This is a genomic window from Streptomyces sp. NPDC005195, assembly GCF_040608315.1.
Lineage (GTDB): Bacteria > Actinomycetota > Actinomycetes > Streptomycetales > Streptomycetaceae > Streptomyces > Streptomyces kaempferi.
Window position 1 is genome coordinate 41,962 of record NZ_JBEXHZ010000023.1, and the last position, 16,915, is coordinate 58,876.

The 16,915-nt window shown below is 71.6% G+C and carries 16 protein-coding genes and 1 pseudogene; 9 read left to right on the forward strand and 8 right to left on the reverse strand.

Translation table 11 applies throughout. The features are described from left to right. The first annotated feature begins 1 nt into the window (after position 1). The 5 genes from ABZV34_RS22920 to ABZV34_RS22940 all read left to right on the forward strand — a co-directional run bounded on the left by ABZV34_RS22920 (position 2) and on the right by ABZV34_RS22940 (position 5,197). Entirely contained in the window at positions 2-1,357 is a 1,356-nt protein-coding gene (locus ABZV34_RS22920) for a GTP-binding protein (RefSeq protein WP_356279570.1), read from the forward strand. Positions 1,358-1,625: 268 nt separating this feature from the next. Then, a complete protein-coding gene (locus ABZV34_RS22925; RefSeq protein WP_356279573.1) occupies positions 1,626-2,738 on the forward strand; it encodes an aliphatic sulfonate ABC transporter substrate-binding protein in 1,113 nt (370 codons plus the stop codon). A gap of 36 nt (positions 2,739-2,774) precedes the next feature. After that, positions 2,775-3,572 carry an ABC transporter ATP-binding protein gene (locus ABZV34_RS22930; protein WP_356279576.1) on the forward strand — a complete coding sequence of 266 codons (798 nt, stop codon included), beginning with the start codon at positions 2,775-2,777 and terminating at the stop codon, positions 3,570-3,572. Further along, the gene (locus ABZV34_RS22935) at positions 3,559-4,452 is read left to right on the forward strand and encodes an ABC transporter permease (RefSeq protein WP_356279579.1); all 894 of its coding nucleotides are present in this window, start codon (positions 3,559-3,561) and stop codon (positions 4,450-4,452) included. The genes ABZV34_RS22930 and ABZV34_RS22935 overlap by 14 nt, the downstream gene beginning before the upstream one ends. A 7-nt stretch (positions 4,453-4,459) precedes the next feature. Next, positions 4,460-5,197 (forward strand): sirohydrochlorin chelatase, encoded by a 738-nt coding sequence (locus tag ABZV34_RS22940; RefSeq protein ID WP_356279582.1) that lies wholly within the window; start codon positions 4,460-4,462, stop codon positions 5,195-5,197. Positions 5,198-5,288: 91 nt separating this feature from the next. Here the strand turns inward: ABZV34_RS22940 and ABZV34_RS22945 are convergent, their stop codons facing one another. Further along, complete coding sequence (locus tag ABZV34_RS22945) at positions 5,289-6,329, reverse strand: 2-dehydropantoate 2-reductase N-terminal domain-containing protein (RefSeq protein WP_356279585.1); 1,041 nt, start codon at positions 6,327-6,329, stop codon at positions 5,289-5,291. Between the two features lie 51 nt (positions 6,330-6,380). Here ABZV34_RS22945 and ABZV34_RS22950 point away from each other — a divergent pair, with 51 nt between their 5' ends. Next, positions 6,381-7,211, forward strand: a complete 831-nt coding sequence (locus tag ABZV34_RS22950; protein ID WP_356279588.1) for an aldo/keto reductase — start codon at positions 6,381-6,383, stop codon at positions 7,209-7,211. Between the two features lie 339 nt (positions 7,212-7,550). On the opposite strand, the gene ABZV34_RS22955 is transcribed toward ABZV34_RS22950, so the two are convergent. Both ABZV34_RS22955 and ABZV34_RS22960 read right to left on the reverse strand, forming a co-directional pair. Next, positions 7,551-7,961 carry a nuclear transport factor 2 family protein gene (locus ABZV34_RS22955; protein WP_356279591.1) on the reverse strand — a complete coding sequence of 137 codons (411 nt, stop codon included), beginning with the start codon at positions 7,959-7,961 and terminating at the stop codon, positions 7,551-7,553. Next, positions 7,954-8,502 carry a DUF1697 domain-containing protein gene (locus ABZV34_RS22960; RefSeq protein WP_356279594.1) on the reverse strand — a complete coding sequence of 183 codons (549 nt, stop codon included), beginning with the start codon at positions 8,500-8,502 and terminating at the stop codon, positions 7,954-7,956. The genes ABZV34_RS22955 and ABZV34_RS22960 overlap by 8 nt, the downstream gene beginning before the upstream one ends. Positions 8,503-8,754: 252 nt before the next feature. Between ABZV34_RS22960 and ABZV34_RS22965 the strand changes: the two genes are divergently transcribed. Beyond that, positions 8,755-11,025, forward strand: coding sequence for an MMPL family transporter (locus ABZV34_RS22965; RefSeq protein ID WP_356279597.1), 2,271 nt, complete (start codon positions 8,755-8,757; stop codon positions 11,023-11,025). Between the two features lie 165 nt (positions 11,026-11,190). Further along, positions 11,191-11,562, forward strand: coding sequence for a VOC family protein (locus ABZV34_RS22970; RefSeq protein ID WP_356279600.1), 372 nt, complete (start codon positions 11,191-11,193; stop codon positions 11,560-11,562). 18 nt (positions 11,563-11,580) lie between these two features. Here ABZV34_RS22970 and ABZV34_RS22975 read toward each other — a convergent pair whose 3' ends face one another. The 5 genes and pseudogenes from ABZV34_RS22975 to ABZV34_RS22995 all read right to left on the reverse strand — a co-directional run bounded on the left by ABZV34_RS22975 (position 11,581) and on the right by ABZV34_RS22995 (position 15,787). Further along, positions 11,581-12,141, reverse strand: coding sequence for a histidine phosphatase family protein (locus tag ABZV34_RS22975; protein WP_356279603.1), 561 nt, complete (start codon positions 12,139-12,141; stop codon positions 11,581-11,583). A gap of 50 nt (positions 12,142-12,191) precedes the next feature. After that, positions 12,192-12,595 (reverse strand): annotated as a pseudogene (locus ABZV34_RS22980) (IS630 family transposase); the annotation flags it as partial. Between the two features lie 128 nt (positions 12,596-12,723). Further along, positions 12,724-14,004 carry an extracellular solute-binding protein gene (locus tag ABZV34_RS22985; protein ID WP_356279606.1) on the reverse strand — a complete coding sequence of 427 codons (1,281 nt, stop codon included), beginning with the start codon at positions 14,002-14,004 and terminating at the stop codon, positions 12,724-12,726. Positions 14,005-14,021: 17 nt separating this feature from the next. Continuing rightward, positions 14,022-14,855 (reverse strand): carbohydrate ABC transporter permease, encoded by an 834-nt coding sequence (locus tag ABZV34_RS22990; RefSeq protein WP_356279609.1) that lies wholly within the window; start codon positions 14,853-14,855, stop codon positions 14,022-14,024. After that, positions 14,852-15,787, reverse strand: coding sequence for a sugar ABC transporter permease (locus tag ABZV34_RS22995; protein WP_356279612.1), 936 nt, complete (start codon positions 15,785-15,787; stop codon positions 14,852-14,854). The genes ABZV34_RS22990 and ABZV34_RS22995 overlap by 4 nt, the downstream gene beginning before the upstream one ends. Before the next feature lie 232 nt (positions 15,788-16,019). Here ABZV34_RS22995 and ABZV34_RS23000 point away from each other — a divergent pair, with 232 nt between their 5' ends. Next, on the forward strand, positions 16,020-16,883 hold the full coding sequence (locus ABZV34_RS23000; protein ID WP_356279615.1) for an aminoglycoside phosphotransferase family protein: 864 nt from the start codon (positions 16,020-16,022) through the stop codon (positions 16,881-16,883). Positions 16,884-16,915 lie beyond the last annotated feature (32 nt).

Sequence of the window (16,915 nt, forward strand, 5' to 3'; positions counted from 1 at the left end):
CATGACGAGCGCCACCGAACCCACCGAGCCGTTGTCGGTCGAGCAGTTGTCGGCGACCACGCTGCTGCGCTTCGCCACCGCCGGCTCCGTCGACGACGGCAAGTCCACCCTCGTGGGCCGTCTGCTGCACGACTCCAAGTCGGTCCTGACCGACCAACTGGAGGCCGTGGAGCGGGTCTCGGCCGACCGCGGCCAGGACACCCCCGACCTCGCGCTGCTCACCGACGGCCTGCGCGCCGAGCGGGAACAGGGCATCACGATCGACGTGGCCTACCGGTACTTCGCCACCGCGCGCCGCAGGTTCATCCTCGCCGACACCCCGGGCCATGTGCAGTACACCCGGAACATGGTCACCGGCGCCTCGACCGCCGACCTGGCCGTCGTCCTGGTCGACGCCCGCAACGGCGTCATCGAGCAGACCCGGCGCCACGCCGCCGTCGCCGCGCTCCTGCGCGTCCCGCACGTCGTCCTCGCCGTCAACAAGATGGACCTCGTCGGCTACCAGGAGTCCGTCTTCGCGGCGGTCGCCGAGGAGTTCACGGCGTACGCCTCCGAGCTGGGCGTCCCCGAGATCACCGCCATCCCGATCTCGGCGCTCGCCGGTGACAACGTGGTGGAACCGTCCGCGAACATGGACTGGTACGGCGGCCCCACGGTCCTGGAGCACCTGGAGACCGTCCCGGTCAGCCACGACCTGGCGCACTGCCACGCGCGGCTGCCCGTGCAGTACGTGATCCGCCCGCAGACCGCCGAACACCCCGACTACCGGGGGTACGCCGGTCAGATCGCGGCCGGTACCTTCCGCGTCGGGGAGAGCGTGACCGTGCTGCCCTCCGGGCGCACCACGAAGGTCGCCGGAATCGATCTGCTCGGCACGCCGGTCGACGTCGCGTGGACCCCGCAGTCGGTGACCCTCCTGCTGGCGGACGACATCGACGTCTCCCGCGGTGACCTGCTGGTACCGAGCAAGGACGCGCCCCCGACCACGCAGGACGTCGAGGCGACCGTGTGCCATGTGGCGGACCAGCCGCTCACGGTCGGCCACCGGGTCCTGCTCAAGCACGGCACCCGCACGGTCAAGGCGATCGTCAAGGACATCCCGTCCCGGCTGACGCTGGACGACCTCTCGCTGCACCCGCACCCGGGCCGGCTCGCCGCCAACGACATCGGCCGCGTCAAGATCCGTACCGCCGAGCCGCTCCCGCTCGACTCGTACGCCGACTCGCGGCGCACCGGCGCGTTCATCCTGATCGACCCCTCGGACGGCACCACGCTCACGGCGGGCATGGTCGGCGAGTCCTTCGCCGCGCCGCAGCCGGTCAAGAACGAGGGCGACGAGGACGGGTGGGACTTCTGACATGACGTCCACCGACTTCTACTCCACGTTCGCCAAGGAGGGCGGCCGCGTCGGCAGCGGCGCCCTCGGCAGCGGACAGGGCGGGGTGGCGCGATGTGCGAAGTGACGTACGCGCACTGCCTGCGCGCCCCGTCCCCCCACCCCGCCCCACGTTCTCGGCTTCGCTCGAACCGGGTGGTACCTCCACTCCGGACACGACGAAGACCTGCCGACCTCCCGGCCACGAACTGAAACCGTGACCGCCGGGCCACCGAGAGGAAAGCCTCCCGTGCCTGCCATCCGCTCCACCCTCGCACGCCGTGGCACAGCCGTCGCCGTCGCACTCCCGCTGCTCGCCCTCGCCGCGTGCAGCTACGGCTCCGAGTCCAAGGACGACAGCTCGAAGGCGAAGGTCGCCGCCGGGTCCAAGAAGATCGACGGCCTCGACGCCGTGAAGATCGGCTACTTCGGCAACCTGACGCACGCGACCGCGCTCGTGGCCAACCAGAAGGGCTACTTCCAGAAGGAGCTCGGGGCCACGCAGCCCAAGTACCAGATCTTCAACGCCGGTCCCTCCGAGATCGAGGCACTGAACTCGGGCTCGATCGACATCGGCTGGATCGGCCCCTCGCCGGCCGTCAACGGCTACACCAAGTCCGCCGGGAAGAACCTGCGCATCATCGGCGGTTCGGCGTCCGGCGGCGTGAAGCTGGTGGTGAACCCCAAGAAGATCAAGTCCCTGAAGGACGTCAAGGGCAAGAAGATCGCGACCCCGCAGCTCGGCAACACGCAGGACGTCGCGTTCCTCAACTGGGCCGCGGAGCAGGGCTGGAAGGTCGACCCGCAGAGCGGCAAGGGCGACGTCTCGGTCGTCCGCACGGACAACAAGATCACCCCGGACGCCTACAAGTCCGGCTCCATCGACGGCGCCTGGGTGCCCGAGCCGACCGCGTCGAAGCTGGTCGCCGAGGGCGGCAAGGTCCTGCTCGACGAGTCGTCGCTGTGGCCCGACAAGAAGTTCGTGATCACGAACATCATCGTGTCGCAGAAGTTCCTCAAGGAGCACCCGAAGGCCGTCGAGGCCGTACTGAAGGCCTCCGTCGAGACCAACAAGTGGATCAACGCCAACCCGGACGAGGCGAAGGCGGCGGCGAACAAGCAGCTGGAGGCCGACTCCGGCAAGGCCCTGCCGGCCGGTGTGCTCGACCCGGCCTGGAAGTCCATCCAGGTCACCGACGACCCGCTGGCGTCCACCCTCAACACCGAGGCCGACCACGCGGTGAAGGCCGGCCTGCTGGAGAAGCCCACCCTGACGGGAATCTACGACCTCACCCTGCTGAACAAGGTCCTCGCGGCCGAGGGCGAGAGCACCGTCAGCGACGCCGGTCTCGGCGTCAAGTAGGCCCGGATCCCGATGAGTTCCCAGGAGGTGACGACCATGGCCACGACCTTCGCCAAGACCGCCGGCAGCGTCGACAGCGCCGAAGCAGTCGACCACGCCGCCAGGATCGAGCACGTGTCGAAGTCCTTCGCCGGACCGGCGGGGCCCCAGCTCGTCCTCGACGACATCACCCTCGATGTCGCGCCGGGCGAGTTCGTCACCCTCCTGGGGGCCTCGGGGTGCGGGAAGTCGACGCTGCTCAATCTGGTGGCGGGGCTCGACGCCCCGACCGCGGGCAGCATCACGACCAACGGGCGTCCGGCCCTGATGTTCCAGGAGCACGCCCTCTTCCCGTGGCTGACCGCGGGCAAGAACATCGAACTCGCCCTGCGTCTGCGGGGCGTCGCGAAGTCCGAGCGACATGACAGGGCGGAGGAGCTGCTCGAACTCGTACGGCTGAAGGGCGCGTACGGCAAGCGGGTGCACGAGCTGTCCGGCGGGATGCGCCAGCGCGTCGCGATGGCCCGCGCGCTCGCCCAGGACAGTCAACTCCTGCTGATGGACGAGCCGTTCGCAGCACTGGACGCCATCACACGGGACGTCCTGCACGACGAACTGACCCGGATCTGGCGGGAGACGCGGGTGTCGGTCCTCTTCGTCACGCACAACGTGCGCGAGGCGGTACGGCTCGCGCAGCGCGTCGTACTCCTCTCCTCGCGGCCCGGACGGGTCGCGCACGAGTGGGCCGTGGACATTCCGCAGCCGCGCCGCATCGAGGACACCGCCGTGGCGGAGCTGTCCGTCGAGATCACCGAACAACTGCGTGGGGAGATCCGCCGTCATGGCCAGCACTGAGACCAAGGACGACGCGGCCGTCAGGGGGGACAACGACCTGGCCGGTCTCGACGCCCTGGAGACCGCCGTCCCCACGGACCGGGCTTCCCTGCGGCAGACCTTCGTCGCGAAGGTGCTGCCGCCCCTCGTCGCCGTCGCGCTGGTGCTGGTGGTCTGGCAGTCGCTGGTCTCGTTCGACATCGTCACCGACCCCAGCAAGCTGCCCTCGCCCTCGGCCGTCTGGGACGAGGCGAAGACCGCGTGGCTGCAGGGAACCCTCCTCGACTACGTGTGGACCAGCGTCTCCCGGGGCCTGCTCGGCTTCCTGCTGGCGCTGGTGATCGGCACGCCGCTGGGTCTGCTCGTGGCGCGGGTGAGGTTCGTACGCGCCGCGATCGGTCCGGTCCTGTCCGGTCTGCAGTCCCTGCCCTCGGTGGCCTGGGTGCCGCCGGCCGTGATCTGGCTGGGCCTGAACAACTCGATGATGTACGCCGTGATCCTGCTCGGCGCCGTCCCCTCGATCGCCAACGGCCTGGTCTCGGGTGTCGACCAGGTGTCCCCGCTGTTCCTGCGAGCGGGGCGGACGCTCGGTGCCACCGGGCTGCGCGGCACCTGGCACATCGTCATGCCCGCGGCGCTGCCGGGTTATCTGGCGGGTCTGAAGCAGGGCTGGGCGTTCTCCTGGCGCTCGCTGATGGCCGCCGAGATCATCGCGTCCTCACCCGATCTGGGCGTCGGACTGGGCCAGTTGCTGGAGAACGGCCGCAACGCCAGTTCCATGTCGATGGTGTTCCTCGCCATCTTCCTCATCCTGTTCGTCGGTATCGCGATCGACCTGCTCGTCTTCAGCCCCCTGGAGCGGCGGGTACTGCGCGGTCGCGGTCTCCTCGTGAGGAGCTGAGCCCTTCATGCACCGCCCGGTCCTCCTCGTCATCGCCCACGGCAGCCGCGACCCGCGCCATGCCGCGACGGTCCACGCCCTCGTCCGGCGGGTCCGGGCGCGGCGGCCCGGCCTGCGCGTGGAGACCGGCTTCCTGGACTTCAACGTCCCGTCGGTGAACGGGGTGCTGGAGTCCCTGGCGGCGGAGGGCGTACGGGACGTGGTGGCGCTGCCGCTCCTGCTCACCCGCGCCTTCCACGCGAAGTCGGACATCCCGGCGGTGCTGCGGCAGGCTCCGGCGCGGCTGCACATCCGTCAGGCGGCGGTGCTCGGCCCGTCACCGCTGCTGACGGACGCGCTCGAGCGGCGTCTGTACGAGGCGGGGCTGTCGCCCGCGGACAAGTCCTCGACCGGGGTCGTCCTGGCCTCGGCGGGCTCCTCGGACCCGGAGGCGATCGCGGTGATCACGGACATCGCACGGGCGTGGCGGCGCACCGGCTGGCGTGCCGTGCGGCCCGCGTTCGCCTCCGCCGCGCTCCCCCGCACCGAGGACGCGGTGCGCGAGCTGCGCGCGCTCGGCTGCGCGCGGGTGGCCGTCGCGCCGTATGTGCTGGCCCCTGGCTTCCTGCCGGACCGGATCGCCCGGGGTGCGGCCGAGGCGGACGTCCTCGCGGACGTGCTGGGCCCGGCGCCGGAGGTCGCGCGGGTGCTGCTGGAGCGCTACGACCAGGCACGGATGCCGGCGCTGGCCGCGGTCGGGGCGTAGCCGAAACCTACGGGCCGTCCCGTGGTCCCGTGGCGGGCGCGCGTCCCTCGACGTCTTGACCGTGCCGTTCGCGCCGTTCGCGCCGGTCGCGCTACGAACGCGGTGGCCGCTCGTCCTCGCGCACCGGTGCGACGGCCTCCGCGGCCAGCCGCACCAGTTCCCCGACCGGCATCGAGCCGGCCGCCCTGCGTTCGCGCGCGAAGGTGTTCGCGAGCCGCTGGAGCAGGTCGTTGAGCGGGGTCGGTACACCGTGCAGCCGGCCCAGGAGGGCGATCTCGCCGTTGAGGTAGTCGGCCTCGATGGTGCCGGTGGCGCGGTCGAGGGACTGCCAGGAGGAGCCGCCGCGGCGCGGGGAGCCGTCGAATGGCTGGAGGGTGATCCTGTCGCCGCGGGCCCGCCGCTGTTCCTCCTCGCTCGCGTACGCGATCCCGGCGGCGGCGAGCGCCGCCTCGCCCTCCGCGCGCACCCGTCCGAGGAGCTCCAGGCCCTCCTCACCGGACACCGGGCCGCTGACCGCCTCCATCGCGTTCGCGAGGTTGCCGAGCAGCTTGGCGTACTGCCAGCGCGCCACGTCCGTCACCACCGGCGCCTCGAAACGGGACTTCTCCAGGTCGGCGGCGATCCGGCGGGCCGTCTCGTCCGTGCCGTGCGGATACCGGCCGAGGTGCAGGATGCCGGTGAGGGGGGTGCCGGCCGCCGACACGGCGCCGGGTTCGACGAAGGTGGCGGGCAGCCAGACACAGACCCCGTACACCCGCCGGAACCGGCGCAGTGCCAGGCGCTGGCTCTCCACGCCGTTCTGCGCGCAGACCAGCGGAAGTCGCTCGGCGGCCGTGCCGCCGCCCGCCACGGGGGCCGCGCCCCAGGCCGCCAGGGCCGCCGCGCTGTCCTGCGTCTTGACGGCGAGCAGCAGGACGTCGTCGGCACGCAGCGCGCCGAGTGCCGCGGGCCCGTCGGCCACGGGCAGCAGGTGGGTGCGGGTGCCCTCCGCGGTCATGAGGCGCAGTCCAGAGGCACGCAGCGCCTCGTGGTGCGCCCCCCGCGCGACCAGGACGACGTCGTGTCCCGCTTCGGCGAGCCGCCCGCCGATGGCCCCGCCGACGGCTCCCGCTCCGATGATGACGTAACGCATGGGACGAGCCTCGCACAGTCGTCCCGCACCGGTGTCTGTACCCTCCGTCGGATGGTTGCGCGACGATTCACGCTCGGCGGGGAGCTGCCGGTGCGCAGGCTCGGATACGGCACGGCGCAGCTGACGGGACCGGGCTACTGGGGCCCGCGCGGGGACTCCCGGGACGCGGTGGCGGTCCTGCGGCGGGCCGTCGAGCGCGGGGTCACGCTGGTCGACACCGCCGACAACTACGGCCCGTGGGTGGCGGAGGAGCTGGTCGCCGAGGCCCTCCGTCCCTACCCCGCGGATCTGCTGATCGCCACCAAGGGCGGCGTCGTCCGCACCGGTGACAGCGCGTGGCACGTGTCCGGGCGGCCGGAGGTGCTGCGGGAGATGTGCGAGGGGAGCCTGCGGCGACTGCGCCTCGACACGATCGGTCTGTATCAGCTGCACCGTCTGGACCCGGAGGTGCCGATGGCCGAACAGCTGGGCGCCCTCGACGAGTTGCGCGCCGAGGGCAAGATCCGGCACATCGGGCTTGACACCGTGACCGTCGAACAGCTGGAAGCGGCCATGGAGTTGACCGACATCGCCGCGGTCCAGAACCGCTACAACCTGCTGGACCGTGCCTCGGATCCGCTCCTGCAGCTGTGCGAGGCGCGGGGGATCGCCTTCCTGCCGTGGTTCCCTCTCGGCAACGGCTCGCTCACCGCCGGCGCGGCCCACGCGGAGATCGCCGCCGCGCGCGGGGCGACTCCGGGCCAGCTCGCGCTCGCCTGGCTGCTGCACCGTTCGCCGGTGCTCTGCCCCACGCCGGGCACGGGGTCGCTCGCCCACCTGGAGGAGAACCTCGAAGCGGCCGCGGTGCGGCTCACCGCCGAGGACATGCGGGCGCTGGGTTGACCCCGCCCCTGGGGCAGGACGCAGTCTGCCGACATGGACCTCGGCCTGGCGCGGAGCCGGTACAGCGACCCCGGTGACCCGGACGTCTGCGGGCTACCGCGGGATCCCGGCCGGCCGCGCTCGTCGGGACTTCGCGCTGCTGCTCCGTTCGCTGCTGCGGGCCACCGGGACGCCGGCCCGGATCCGCCCCGGCTTCGCCACGTACTCCGAGGAGGGCTTCCACGACGGCCACCGGGTCACCGGGTACCGAGGAGGAAGTGCGGCGGCTGTACCGCGACCCGCGCCTCGCCGTCCCGGACGAGATCGTCTCGTACACCACCTGTCCGGGTGTACGGAAGGTCACTCCGCTTCCGAGGGCGTGCCCGAGTTCGCGTCCGAGGATTCCGCGCTGAACGGTGTGCCCTGATGGAAGTACAGCCGCCAGCCGTCGGCCGTCCGCCACCACAGCGAACTCCGGTGCACCAGACGTCCGTTGTCCCCCTCCGTGTCGAAGGTGATGTGGACCACGTCCTGCGCCACCTGGACGCCCTTCATGCGGGAGGCGGTGATGGGCCGTGACCCCGGCCGCGTCGTCGAGGTGAGATGCACGAGCATCGAGGCGCGGTCCCACAGCCGGCCCGAGGAGCCGAACTCGCGGAAGCCGGGGTGCAGCAGGGCGCCCAGCCGCTCCGGCGAGCGGCGGACCTCCGCGTCGAGCAGGCTCAGCTCGCCCTCGATGGCCGCCTCCACGGCGGGATTGTGGTCAGGCACCTGTCAGCTCCTCGAGTTTGACGACGGTGTTCCAGTTACGGGTGGTGGCGGTGACACCCTTGAGGAGCCTGGGCTTGGCCAGGGCCTCGGCCAGCTTGGAACGTCCGAGGCCGTCAGGGGCGTACAGGTACAGGGCGCGGTCGCCGAGCCGGAACTCCTCCGGCAGGAAGGCCGCCGGTTCGACCGGCGCGAAACGTCCGGGGTCGACCGGCGCGGAGAAGTAGGTGACGTGCACCTGCTTGGCCTCCAGTTCGGCGGCCGGGAACGGGCACGCCTCCCGTACGGCCCTCAGGTAGGCGTGGTCGCGCACCAGCACCTCGACGGTGAAGCCGAAGTGCTTCTCGACGGCGTCGGCCAACTCGGCCGCGAGGGAGACCTCGTCACCGCGGCCGGAGGAGAAGATGGCGTTCCCGCTCTGGAGATAGGTGCCCACACCGCCGTGACCGAGCCGCTGCAGGAGGGTGCGGAGTTCGGCCATCGGCACCTTCTTGTTACCGCCCACGTTGATCCCGCGCAGCAGCGCCGCGTACGTCGTCGTCATCCGTTCACCATAGGACGGCCGTCCGGCGCATCCCCACCAACACCCGCACCCTGACCCCGATCCCCGAGAACCCTCCTCGTGTGTAAGGGGCTTCTATCCTCCCCAGTGCGGAGACGGCGGGGTCCGCGGGGAGGAGCCGGGGGCCGGACGGTTCACCGGGCAGTACGAGGAGACGGTCCTGCCCAGGCCGTACCTTCATAACGAAAGGTGGCGGCAGGGGGCTGTCACCGCGCACAAAGGGGCTGGCCCGTCATGGGGAACGGAGACATACGGGTGCGGGGCATCGCCGCGCGGGCAGGCGGCTGGAGCGCCCGGCACCGATGGGCCGCCGTCGGAATCTGGGTGCTGTTCGTCGTGCTGGCGATGGGGCTCGGCTCGGCGGCGGGACGCGTGGACGTCAACGAGAGCGATCAGCTCAAGGGCGAGACGCACACCGCCGCGAAGATCATCGAGGACTCGGGGATCAAGGAACCCTCCAGTGAGAGCGTCCTGATCCAGGCGAAGGACGGGAAGACCACCTCCACGGACGCCGAGTTCCGCGGCGCCGTCGCCGCCGTCGTCGAGGCCGTCGGCGCGACCGGCGAGGTCACGGACGTGACCTCGCCGTACGACACCAGGACGATCTCCAAGGACGGCCGCAGCGCCCTGGTGCAGTTCGACATGCGGGGCGACTCGAAGACCGCGGGCGATCGCGTCACGCCGGTGCTGGAGGCCGTCAAGGGGGTGCAGAAGGAGCACACGGGGCTGCGGATCGAGGAGATCGGCGGCGCCAGCATGCAGAAGACCTTCGACGACGCGTTCGGCGACGACTTCCAGAAGGCCGAGCTGTCCGCCGTGCCCGTCGCTCTCGGCATCCTGCTGATCGCCTTCGGCGCCTTGGTGGCGGCACTGCTCCCGGTGGCGCTCGCGGTCACCGCGATCGTCGCGACGATGGGACTGATGGGCATCGTCAGCCATGTGCAGCCGATGAGCGACACCGCCAACTCCGTGATGCTGCTGGTGGGTCTGGCCGTCGGGGTCGACTACTGCCTGTTCTATCTGCGCCGTGAGCGCGAGGAGCGCGAGGCGGGCCGGGACGCCCAGACCGCGCTGCGGATCGCCGCCGCGACCAGTGGCCGGGCCATCGTCGTCTCCGGTGTCACGGTCTGTGTGGCGATGGCCGGCATGCTCTTCACCGGACTCGCCGAGTTCGAGGCGATGGGGCTGGCCTCGCTGATGGTCGTGGCGGTCGCCATGGTCGGCTCGGTCACCGTGCTGCCCGCGCTGCTGTCGCTGCTCGGGGAGCGGGTGGAGAAGGGCCGCATCCCGTTCCTGCACCGGGACAAGCGGGGCACGGGCGACCGCCGGGACAACGGCCGGCCGGGCGAGGAGGGCAGCCGCTTCTGGGGTGCCGTGCTGCGGGTCGTGCTCGCCAGGCCCGGTCTCTCCCTGGTCGTGGCGGCCGGGGTGCTGCTCGCCATCGCCTCCCCCGCCCTCGGCATGAAGACCCAGCAGCTCACGCTGGACAAGGAGTTCGGCGACTCGCTGCCGATCGTGGGGACGTACAACCGGGTCAACGACGCCTTCCCGGGCGGCTCCGAGCCGGCCGAGGTGGTCGTCAAGGCGCACGACATCAACGCCGCCGACGTACGGTCCGCGCTCGACGACTTCCGCACCCGGGCGATCTCCTCGGGTGCCTCGCGCGGCCCCGTCGACATCAAGGTGCACGCGGCGCAGAACGTCGCCTTCGTGTACGTCCCGCTGGTGGGCGGCTCCGACCAGGACAACGCGGAGAAGAGCCTGGAGCTGCTGCGCGACACGGTGCGGCCCGCCACGCTCGGCAAGGTGGACGGGGTGCAGGCGCCGATCACCGGACAGGTCGCCGGATCACGCGACTTCAACGACCAGTTGGTGGGCTCGGTGACCCCGGTCTTCGCGTTCGTGGTCGTCTTCGCCTTCCTGCTGATGCTGCTCTCGTTCCGCTCGCTGACGATCGCGATCACCTCGATCGTGCTCAACCTCCTGTCGGTCGCGGCCGCCTACGGCATCCTGGTCGCCGTCTTCCAGCACGGCTGGGGCGCCTCACTGGTGGGCGCGGAGGGGGTGGGCGCCATCGTCACCTGGCTGCCGCTGTTCCTCTTCGTGATCCTCTTCGGACTGTCGATGGACTACCACGTGTTCGTGGTCTCGCGGATCCGTGAGGCGCGGCTGCGGGGGCGTGACACCAAGGACGCGATCCGGCACGGGGTGGTCACCACGGCCGGTGTCGTCACCAGCGCCGCCGTCATCATGGTCGCCGTCTTCGCGATCTTCGGGACGCTGTCCATGCAGTCCATGAAGCAGATGGGTGTGGGCCTGGCGGCCGCGGTGCTCATCGACGCGACGATCATCCGCGGCGTGCTGCTGCCGGCCGTGATGGCACTGCTCGGCGAGCGCAACTGGTATCTGCCGAAGTGGCTGAACCGCCTTCCGGACCTCACCCACGACGAGTCGCCGGGCGCCGTGCTGCCGCCCGCCAGGCAGGACGAGCGGGCCCGGGTGTAACTCCGGCCGCGCCAGGGCCCGTCGGTCCCCACCGGGGAGGGACCGACGGGCCCTTCGCGGTGGGCTGCCCCGGACCGACGGGCGGCCTGCGCGGTCCGGCCGGATCGTGCGGCACCCGGTCCACGCCGTGCGCGACCTCGGCGGCCACCGGGCACACTGGCGGACATGCCCGTCTCGCTGCATCACCTCGTCATCGACGCCCATGACCTGCCCGCACTGGCCCGCTTCTGGGCCGGGGTGCTGGACTGGCGGATCCTTTCCGAACGGGAGCGGGAGGTCGTGATCGGACCGGACGAGACCGCGCCGGTGGGCATCTGCTTCATGCCGGTGACGGACCGCAAGGTCGTCAAGAACCGTCTGCATCTCGATCTGACCTCCGCCGCGGAGGACCGGGAGGCCGAGATCGAGCGCATCCTCGCGCTCGGCGCACGCAGGGCGGACGTCGGACAGAGCGGCAGTGAGTCGTGGACCGTGCTCCACGATCCGGAGGGGAACGAGTTCTGCGTGGTCCGCCCGAAGACGACCCTCATCGGTTAGTGCCGTGACTCAGAAGGTTCACCGGGTTGGGGCAGGCCAGTCGGCGGGAAGCGTATAGCGCCAGCCCGGGCGCCACGCAGGTGGGGCTTCGAGCAGGTCATCCAGTGATGCTCCGGTGAGCAGACTGTCCAGAGCCCATCGGTTGGCCGAGTGGGCGATCAGCAGGATCCGGCAGCCGTCCCAGTCAGTGGCCAGGTCATGGAGGAATGCGTCGGTGGCCGCCAGGACCTGGCGGTAGCTCTGTCCACCGGGGAAGGGCTCGTCGATCCGGCGGGCCCGTTGGGCGGCGATGAGGATGGCGGATGTTCCGTTGAGGTCGCCGTAGTTGCACTCGCGTAGTCGGATGTCCTGATGGATCGCGGGCCTGCCGCCGGGGAACGCGATCCGGGCGGTTTCCACGGCGCGGTGAAGGTCGGAGGTGAACACGGCCGCGAGCGCGTCGCCGCGTCGGCGCTCGCCCAGTTCCCCGGCCTGGCTACGGCCCAGGTCCGAGAGCCGGCCCGGGAGCCAGCCGGTAGCGACGCCCGCCTGGTTGTCGGTGGTGGTGGCGTGAGTCTCGTAGATGATCTCTACTGCCATCGGAGGCTCTCTTCTCGGTGGGTCAGGCTGCTTTGGCGAGTCGGCGGCCTCCCCTGGAAGTACCTGACGCCGTGGGTGCGACGGTAGGTCGCCGGGTGCCGCTCGGGGTGACTGGCGGGGGCCCAGCCCGCACCGCCGGTGGGGCGGATGCCGAGCGGGCCGAACTCGTCGAACGCGAAGACCCGGTCCGGGAGGTGCTCCAGGACGTGCTCGATGCGGTCCGGCTTCGCCTCACGGTCGGGGTCCGGGGACTCCTTCCAGGTCCTTGTGCGCTGGAAGGTGATGCGCGGCGGGCCAGCAGGCGGCGTAGGGCCTCGCGGCCGATGCGGATGACCCTGCCATGGAATTTCCGCAGGTAGGCGGCGAGTTCGCGGATGGACCAGCGGGTGAAGGGCTGGCCGAGCTTGGCCGGGCGGGTGGTGGAGGGCGCTCCGGACCGGCGCCGCCCCCGCACTCCGGTGCGTACCCGGTGACGCTCAGGTCCATGCCGTTTCCGGCGGTCCGGCGGGCGAAGGTCTCGCACAGCCGCCGCCGCACAGCCGCCGCCGGACGCCCGCCGGCAGGTCGCCGCCGGCAGGTCGCTCAGCGCTGGTACCGGGCCAGCACCAGGTTGCCGTCCCTCACCAGCCGTCTGCGGAGTTCCGCCAGGCCGATCGCCCCGCTGTAGTACTCCTGGAAGGCCGGCGTCGCGACCTTGTCCTTCCACTCGGGGTAGCCGCGCACGGACTGGGCGGGCGCCGGGCGGAGGTGGGAGGCGAGGGCGGTGCCCGTCGCCCAGCCGTCCTCGGCGGTGTGCAGGGCGGGGTCCGCCAGGGCCCGCGTTCCCGTGGGCAGCATCCAGTCCCCGAGCGCGAGCCGGACCATGTTCTTCGGCCGGAGCAGGAAGTCGACGAACGCGGCGGCCTCCCTCTTGTGCGGGCTGTCCGCCGCGACGGACAGGGTCTGCGGGCTCACCCCCTGGGTGAGGCCGTCCGCGCCGGCCGGGGCGGGCAGCACCTGCCAGTGGAAGCCCTCGGGGGCCTGCTGCGCGATCTGCTGACGGTAGGAGAACCCGAGCGGCACCATCGCGTACCTGCCGCCGAAGAACCCGGGCAGCGTGTCCGAGCCGCCCATGCCGAGCGTCGCGCCCGACGCGCTCCCGTCCACGTTCACCTCGTCGTGCACGGTTCTCGGAACCACGGCGTCGGCCGCGTCGAAGCGCACGGTCACCCTGCCGTCCGCGCCCCGGTGGAACAGCCGGCCGCCCGCGGAGAGGGAGAGGTTGAGCGTCGCGGAGACCGGCTCCTTCAGCGGCCACGCGACACCGTAGGTGCCCTTGCCGCTCAGCCGCTTCGCGATCGTGCGGAACTCGCCCCAGCTCCAGGGCCTCTCGGGGGTCGGGACGCGGACGCCGGACTTCTTCAGCCGGTCGGCGTCGGCGATCAGGACGCGTGGCTCCTGCAGGAACGGCACGCCGTAGACCCCTCCCCCGAAGGTCGCCGCCTCCCAGCTCCGCCGCGGGATGTCGGACGTGAGCCGCTCGGACAGCAGACCACGCAGATCCGCGAGATAGCCGCCGTACGCGAAGTCCGCGAGGTCGTCCGAGGCGTCGTGGATGATGTCCGGCGCCTCACCGCCCTCGAAGGAGGTGAGCAGCTGATCGTGGACGCTGTCCCAGCTCCCCTGCACGTACTCGACCTTGACGTCCGGGTGGCCGGTGTTCCACTCCTTCACCAGTTCCTTGTTGGCGGCCACGGACTCCTGTTGCCAGGCGAGGGACTGGAAACGGAGGGTGATCGCTCCTCGCGGGCCGCCCCCGCCGCCCGTGCACGAGGTGAGCAGCAGGCCGAGGACGGCCGGGACCACCAGCAGTCTCGTCCGCATCAACAGTCTTGTCCGCATCAGCTCTTCACCGCCCCGGCGAACATGCCGCCCGTGATCCGCTTCTGGATAACCGCGAAGACGACCAGCGACGGCAGGGTCGCGAGGAGCGACGCCGCGGCGAGCGGGCCGAGGTCCGCGACCCCCTCCGCCCCGATGAAGTGCGTCAGGACGACCGGCAGCGTCTGCTTCTGCGGCGTCTTGAGCAGGACGAGCGCGAAGAAGAACTCGTTCCACGCGCTGACGAAGGCGAACAGCGCCGTCGCCACGATGCCGGGCGCGAGCAGCGGCGCGGTGACGGAGACCAGCGTGCGCACCCGCCCCGCCCCGTCGACCGCGGCGGCCTCCTCCAGCTCGGTGGGCACGGCCCGTACGTGACTCACCAGCATCCACAGCGCGAACGGCAGCGCCCACACGACGTACACCATGACCAGCCCGGCGCGGGAGTCGATCAGGTGGAGGTTCTTGAGGATCAGGAAGAGCGGGATGATCACGAGGACGAACGGGAACGCCTGGCTGACCACGACCCAGCCCGTGGCGGCCCTCGCGAGCACGGTGCGCCGGCGGGCCATGACGTAGGCCATCGGGGTCGCGATCAGTACGGCGATGACCGCCGCGCCGAGCGCGGCGAGCAGGGAGTTGAGCGCTGCCTGCAGCAGGGGCTGCTCGTCGAAGGCCTGCCGGAAGTTCGCGAGGGTGGGGTGCCGGGGGATCCAGGTGGGGTGGAGGCCGGCCAGCTCGCGGGCCGGTTTGAAGGCGGTGGAGATCAGCCACAGGAAGGGGAAGCCCAGGAAGACGAGATAGCCCAGCAGTGCGAGGTACTGCCCCGCGCGGGCGCCTTTGCGGGTCCTCACGCGTCCTCACCTCCGCCCAGCCGGGCCGCCAGCCGGATCGCGAGGATCACCGAGACCGCCGCGACCATCACACAGCCCATCGCCGCGGCGTAGCCGAACTGCCCGTAGCGGAAGGCCTCTTCGTACGCGAAGAGCATCGGCAGCCGGGTACGGCCGCCGGGGCCGCCGTTGGTCAGCACGTAGACCAGGGCGAAGGAGTTGAAGTTCCAGATCAGGTTGAGCGCCGTGATGGCGAGCGCGACCGGTCTCAGGGCGGGCCAGGTGACGGTCAGGAAGCGGCGCCAGGCACCCGCGCCGTCCATCACGGCGGCCTCGTGGAGTTCACGCGGGGTGTTCTGCAGTCCGGCGAGCAGCGCGACCGTGGTCTGCGGCATGCCGGCCCAGACACCGACGACGATCACCGCGGGCAGCGCGGTGCCGAGGCCGCTGAGCCAGTCGCGGCCGTCACCGAGGCCGACGTCGCGCAGCGTCTCGTTGAGGACGCCCGCGTCGGGGTTGTAGACGAGCCGCCAGATGATGCCGACGACCACCTCGGGCATGGCCCACGGGACGATCGCCAGGGCGCGGGCGAGCCACCGGAAGCGGAGCTCCTGGTGGAGCAGGAGGGCGAGTCCGAGCGCGAGGAGGAACTGCGGCACCGTCACCCCGACCGCCCACAGCAGACCGATGCGGAACGAGTCCCAGAACAGGGTGTCGTGCAGCAGGTCCTGAAAGTTGAGGCCCCCGATCCACCGGGTGGGGGCGGTGCGGCCCGACTGGGAGTCGGTGAACGCCAGCGCGATCCCGTACAGCAGCGGTCCGACGCTGAGCACCAGGATCGGGATCAGCGCGGGCAGCACCAGGAACCAGGCCCCGTGGTCGAGGGGGCGCCGGCCCCCGCCCCGGTGGGGCACGGGTCCGGCCCGCCGGTTCGTCGCGCTCGCCAAGGTCATGGACACGGCTCCTTCGTGCGGGTCGTGCGGATCCGGCCGTCCCGGCGACCCTCGTCATGGTCGTGAAGGCGACGGGCACCGTCAAGACACCGTGCACACGGTCCGACCTGTGCGAATGCGAGACTGGCGGCGAATGGCGTGAACGCGACGCCGTGCGCGCGGGCCCGGTGCGGACCGCGCCGCGCGGACGTGAGGACCGCGCGGGCATCGCGCGAGGAGACGGAGGCGACGGATGGACGAGGCACGGGCGCGGGACGTACTGGCCGCGGCGGACGTACTGCCGGGGCCGGCCGGGGAGGCCGCCCTCCTCGCCCTGGGCGAGAACGCGGTGTTCGCCGCCGGTGATCTGGTGGTCAAGGTGGGACGGGACGCCGAACTCCTCGACCGCGCCCGGCGGGAGCTGGCCGTCGCGGCCTGGCTCGCCGAGGCGGACGTCCCCGCGGTGCGGGCGGCCGGGGCCGGGGCGCTGCTGGTGGACGGTCATCCGGTGACGGTGTGGCACCGGCTGCCCGAGCCCGTACGCCCGGCCGAGCCGCGCGATCTGGCCGAACTGCTCCGGGTGGTGCACGCGCTGCCCTCGCCCTCCTTCTCCCTGCCGCCCCGTGAACTGCTCGGCGGTGTGGAGCGCTGGCTGCGTCTCGCGGGCGACGCGATCGACCCGGAGGACGCGGCCTGTCTGCGCGCCCGGCGCGACGGCTTCGCGGCGGCCGCTGCCGCGCTCACCCCGCACCTGTCCCCGGGTCCGATCCACGGTGACGCGCTGCCGCGCAACGTCCATGTGGGTCCCGACGGCCCGGTCCTGGTCGACCTGGAGACCTTCTCCGCCGATCTGCGTGAGCACGATCTGGTGGTCATGGCGCTCGCCCGGGACCGTTACGGGATGCCCGCCGAGGCGTACGACTCCTTCACCCGGGTCTACGGCTGGGACGTGCGTGCGTGGGAGGGCTGTTCCGTGCTGCGGGGTGCGCGGGAGACCGCCAGTTGCGCGTGGGTGGCCCAACACGCGCCGGCCGACCCCAAGGCGCTGGCCGAGTTCGAGCGGCGGGTCGCGTCACTGCGGGACGGGGACGAGTCGGTGCGCTGGTACCCGTTCTGAACCGGTGGTTCCCCGCCCGGGCCGACATGCCT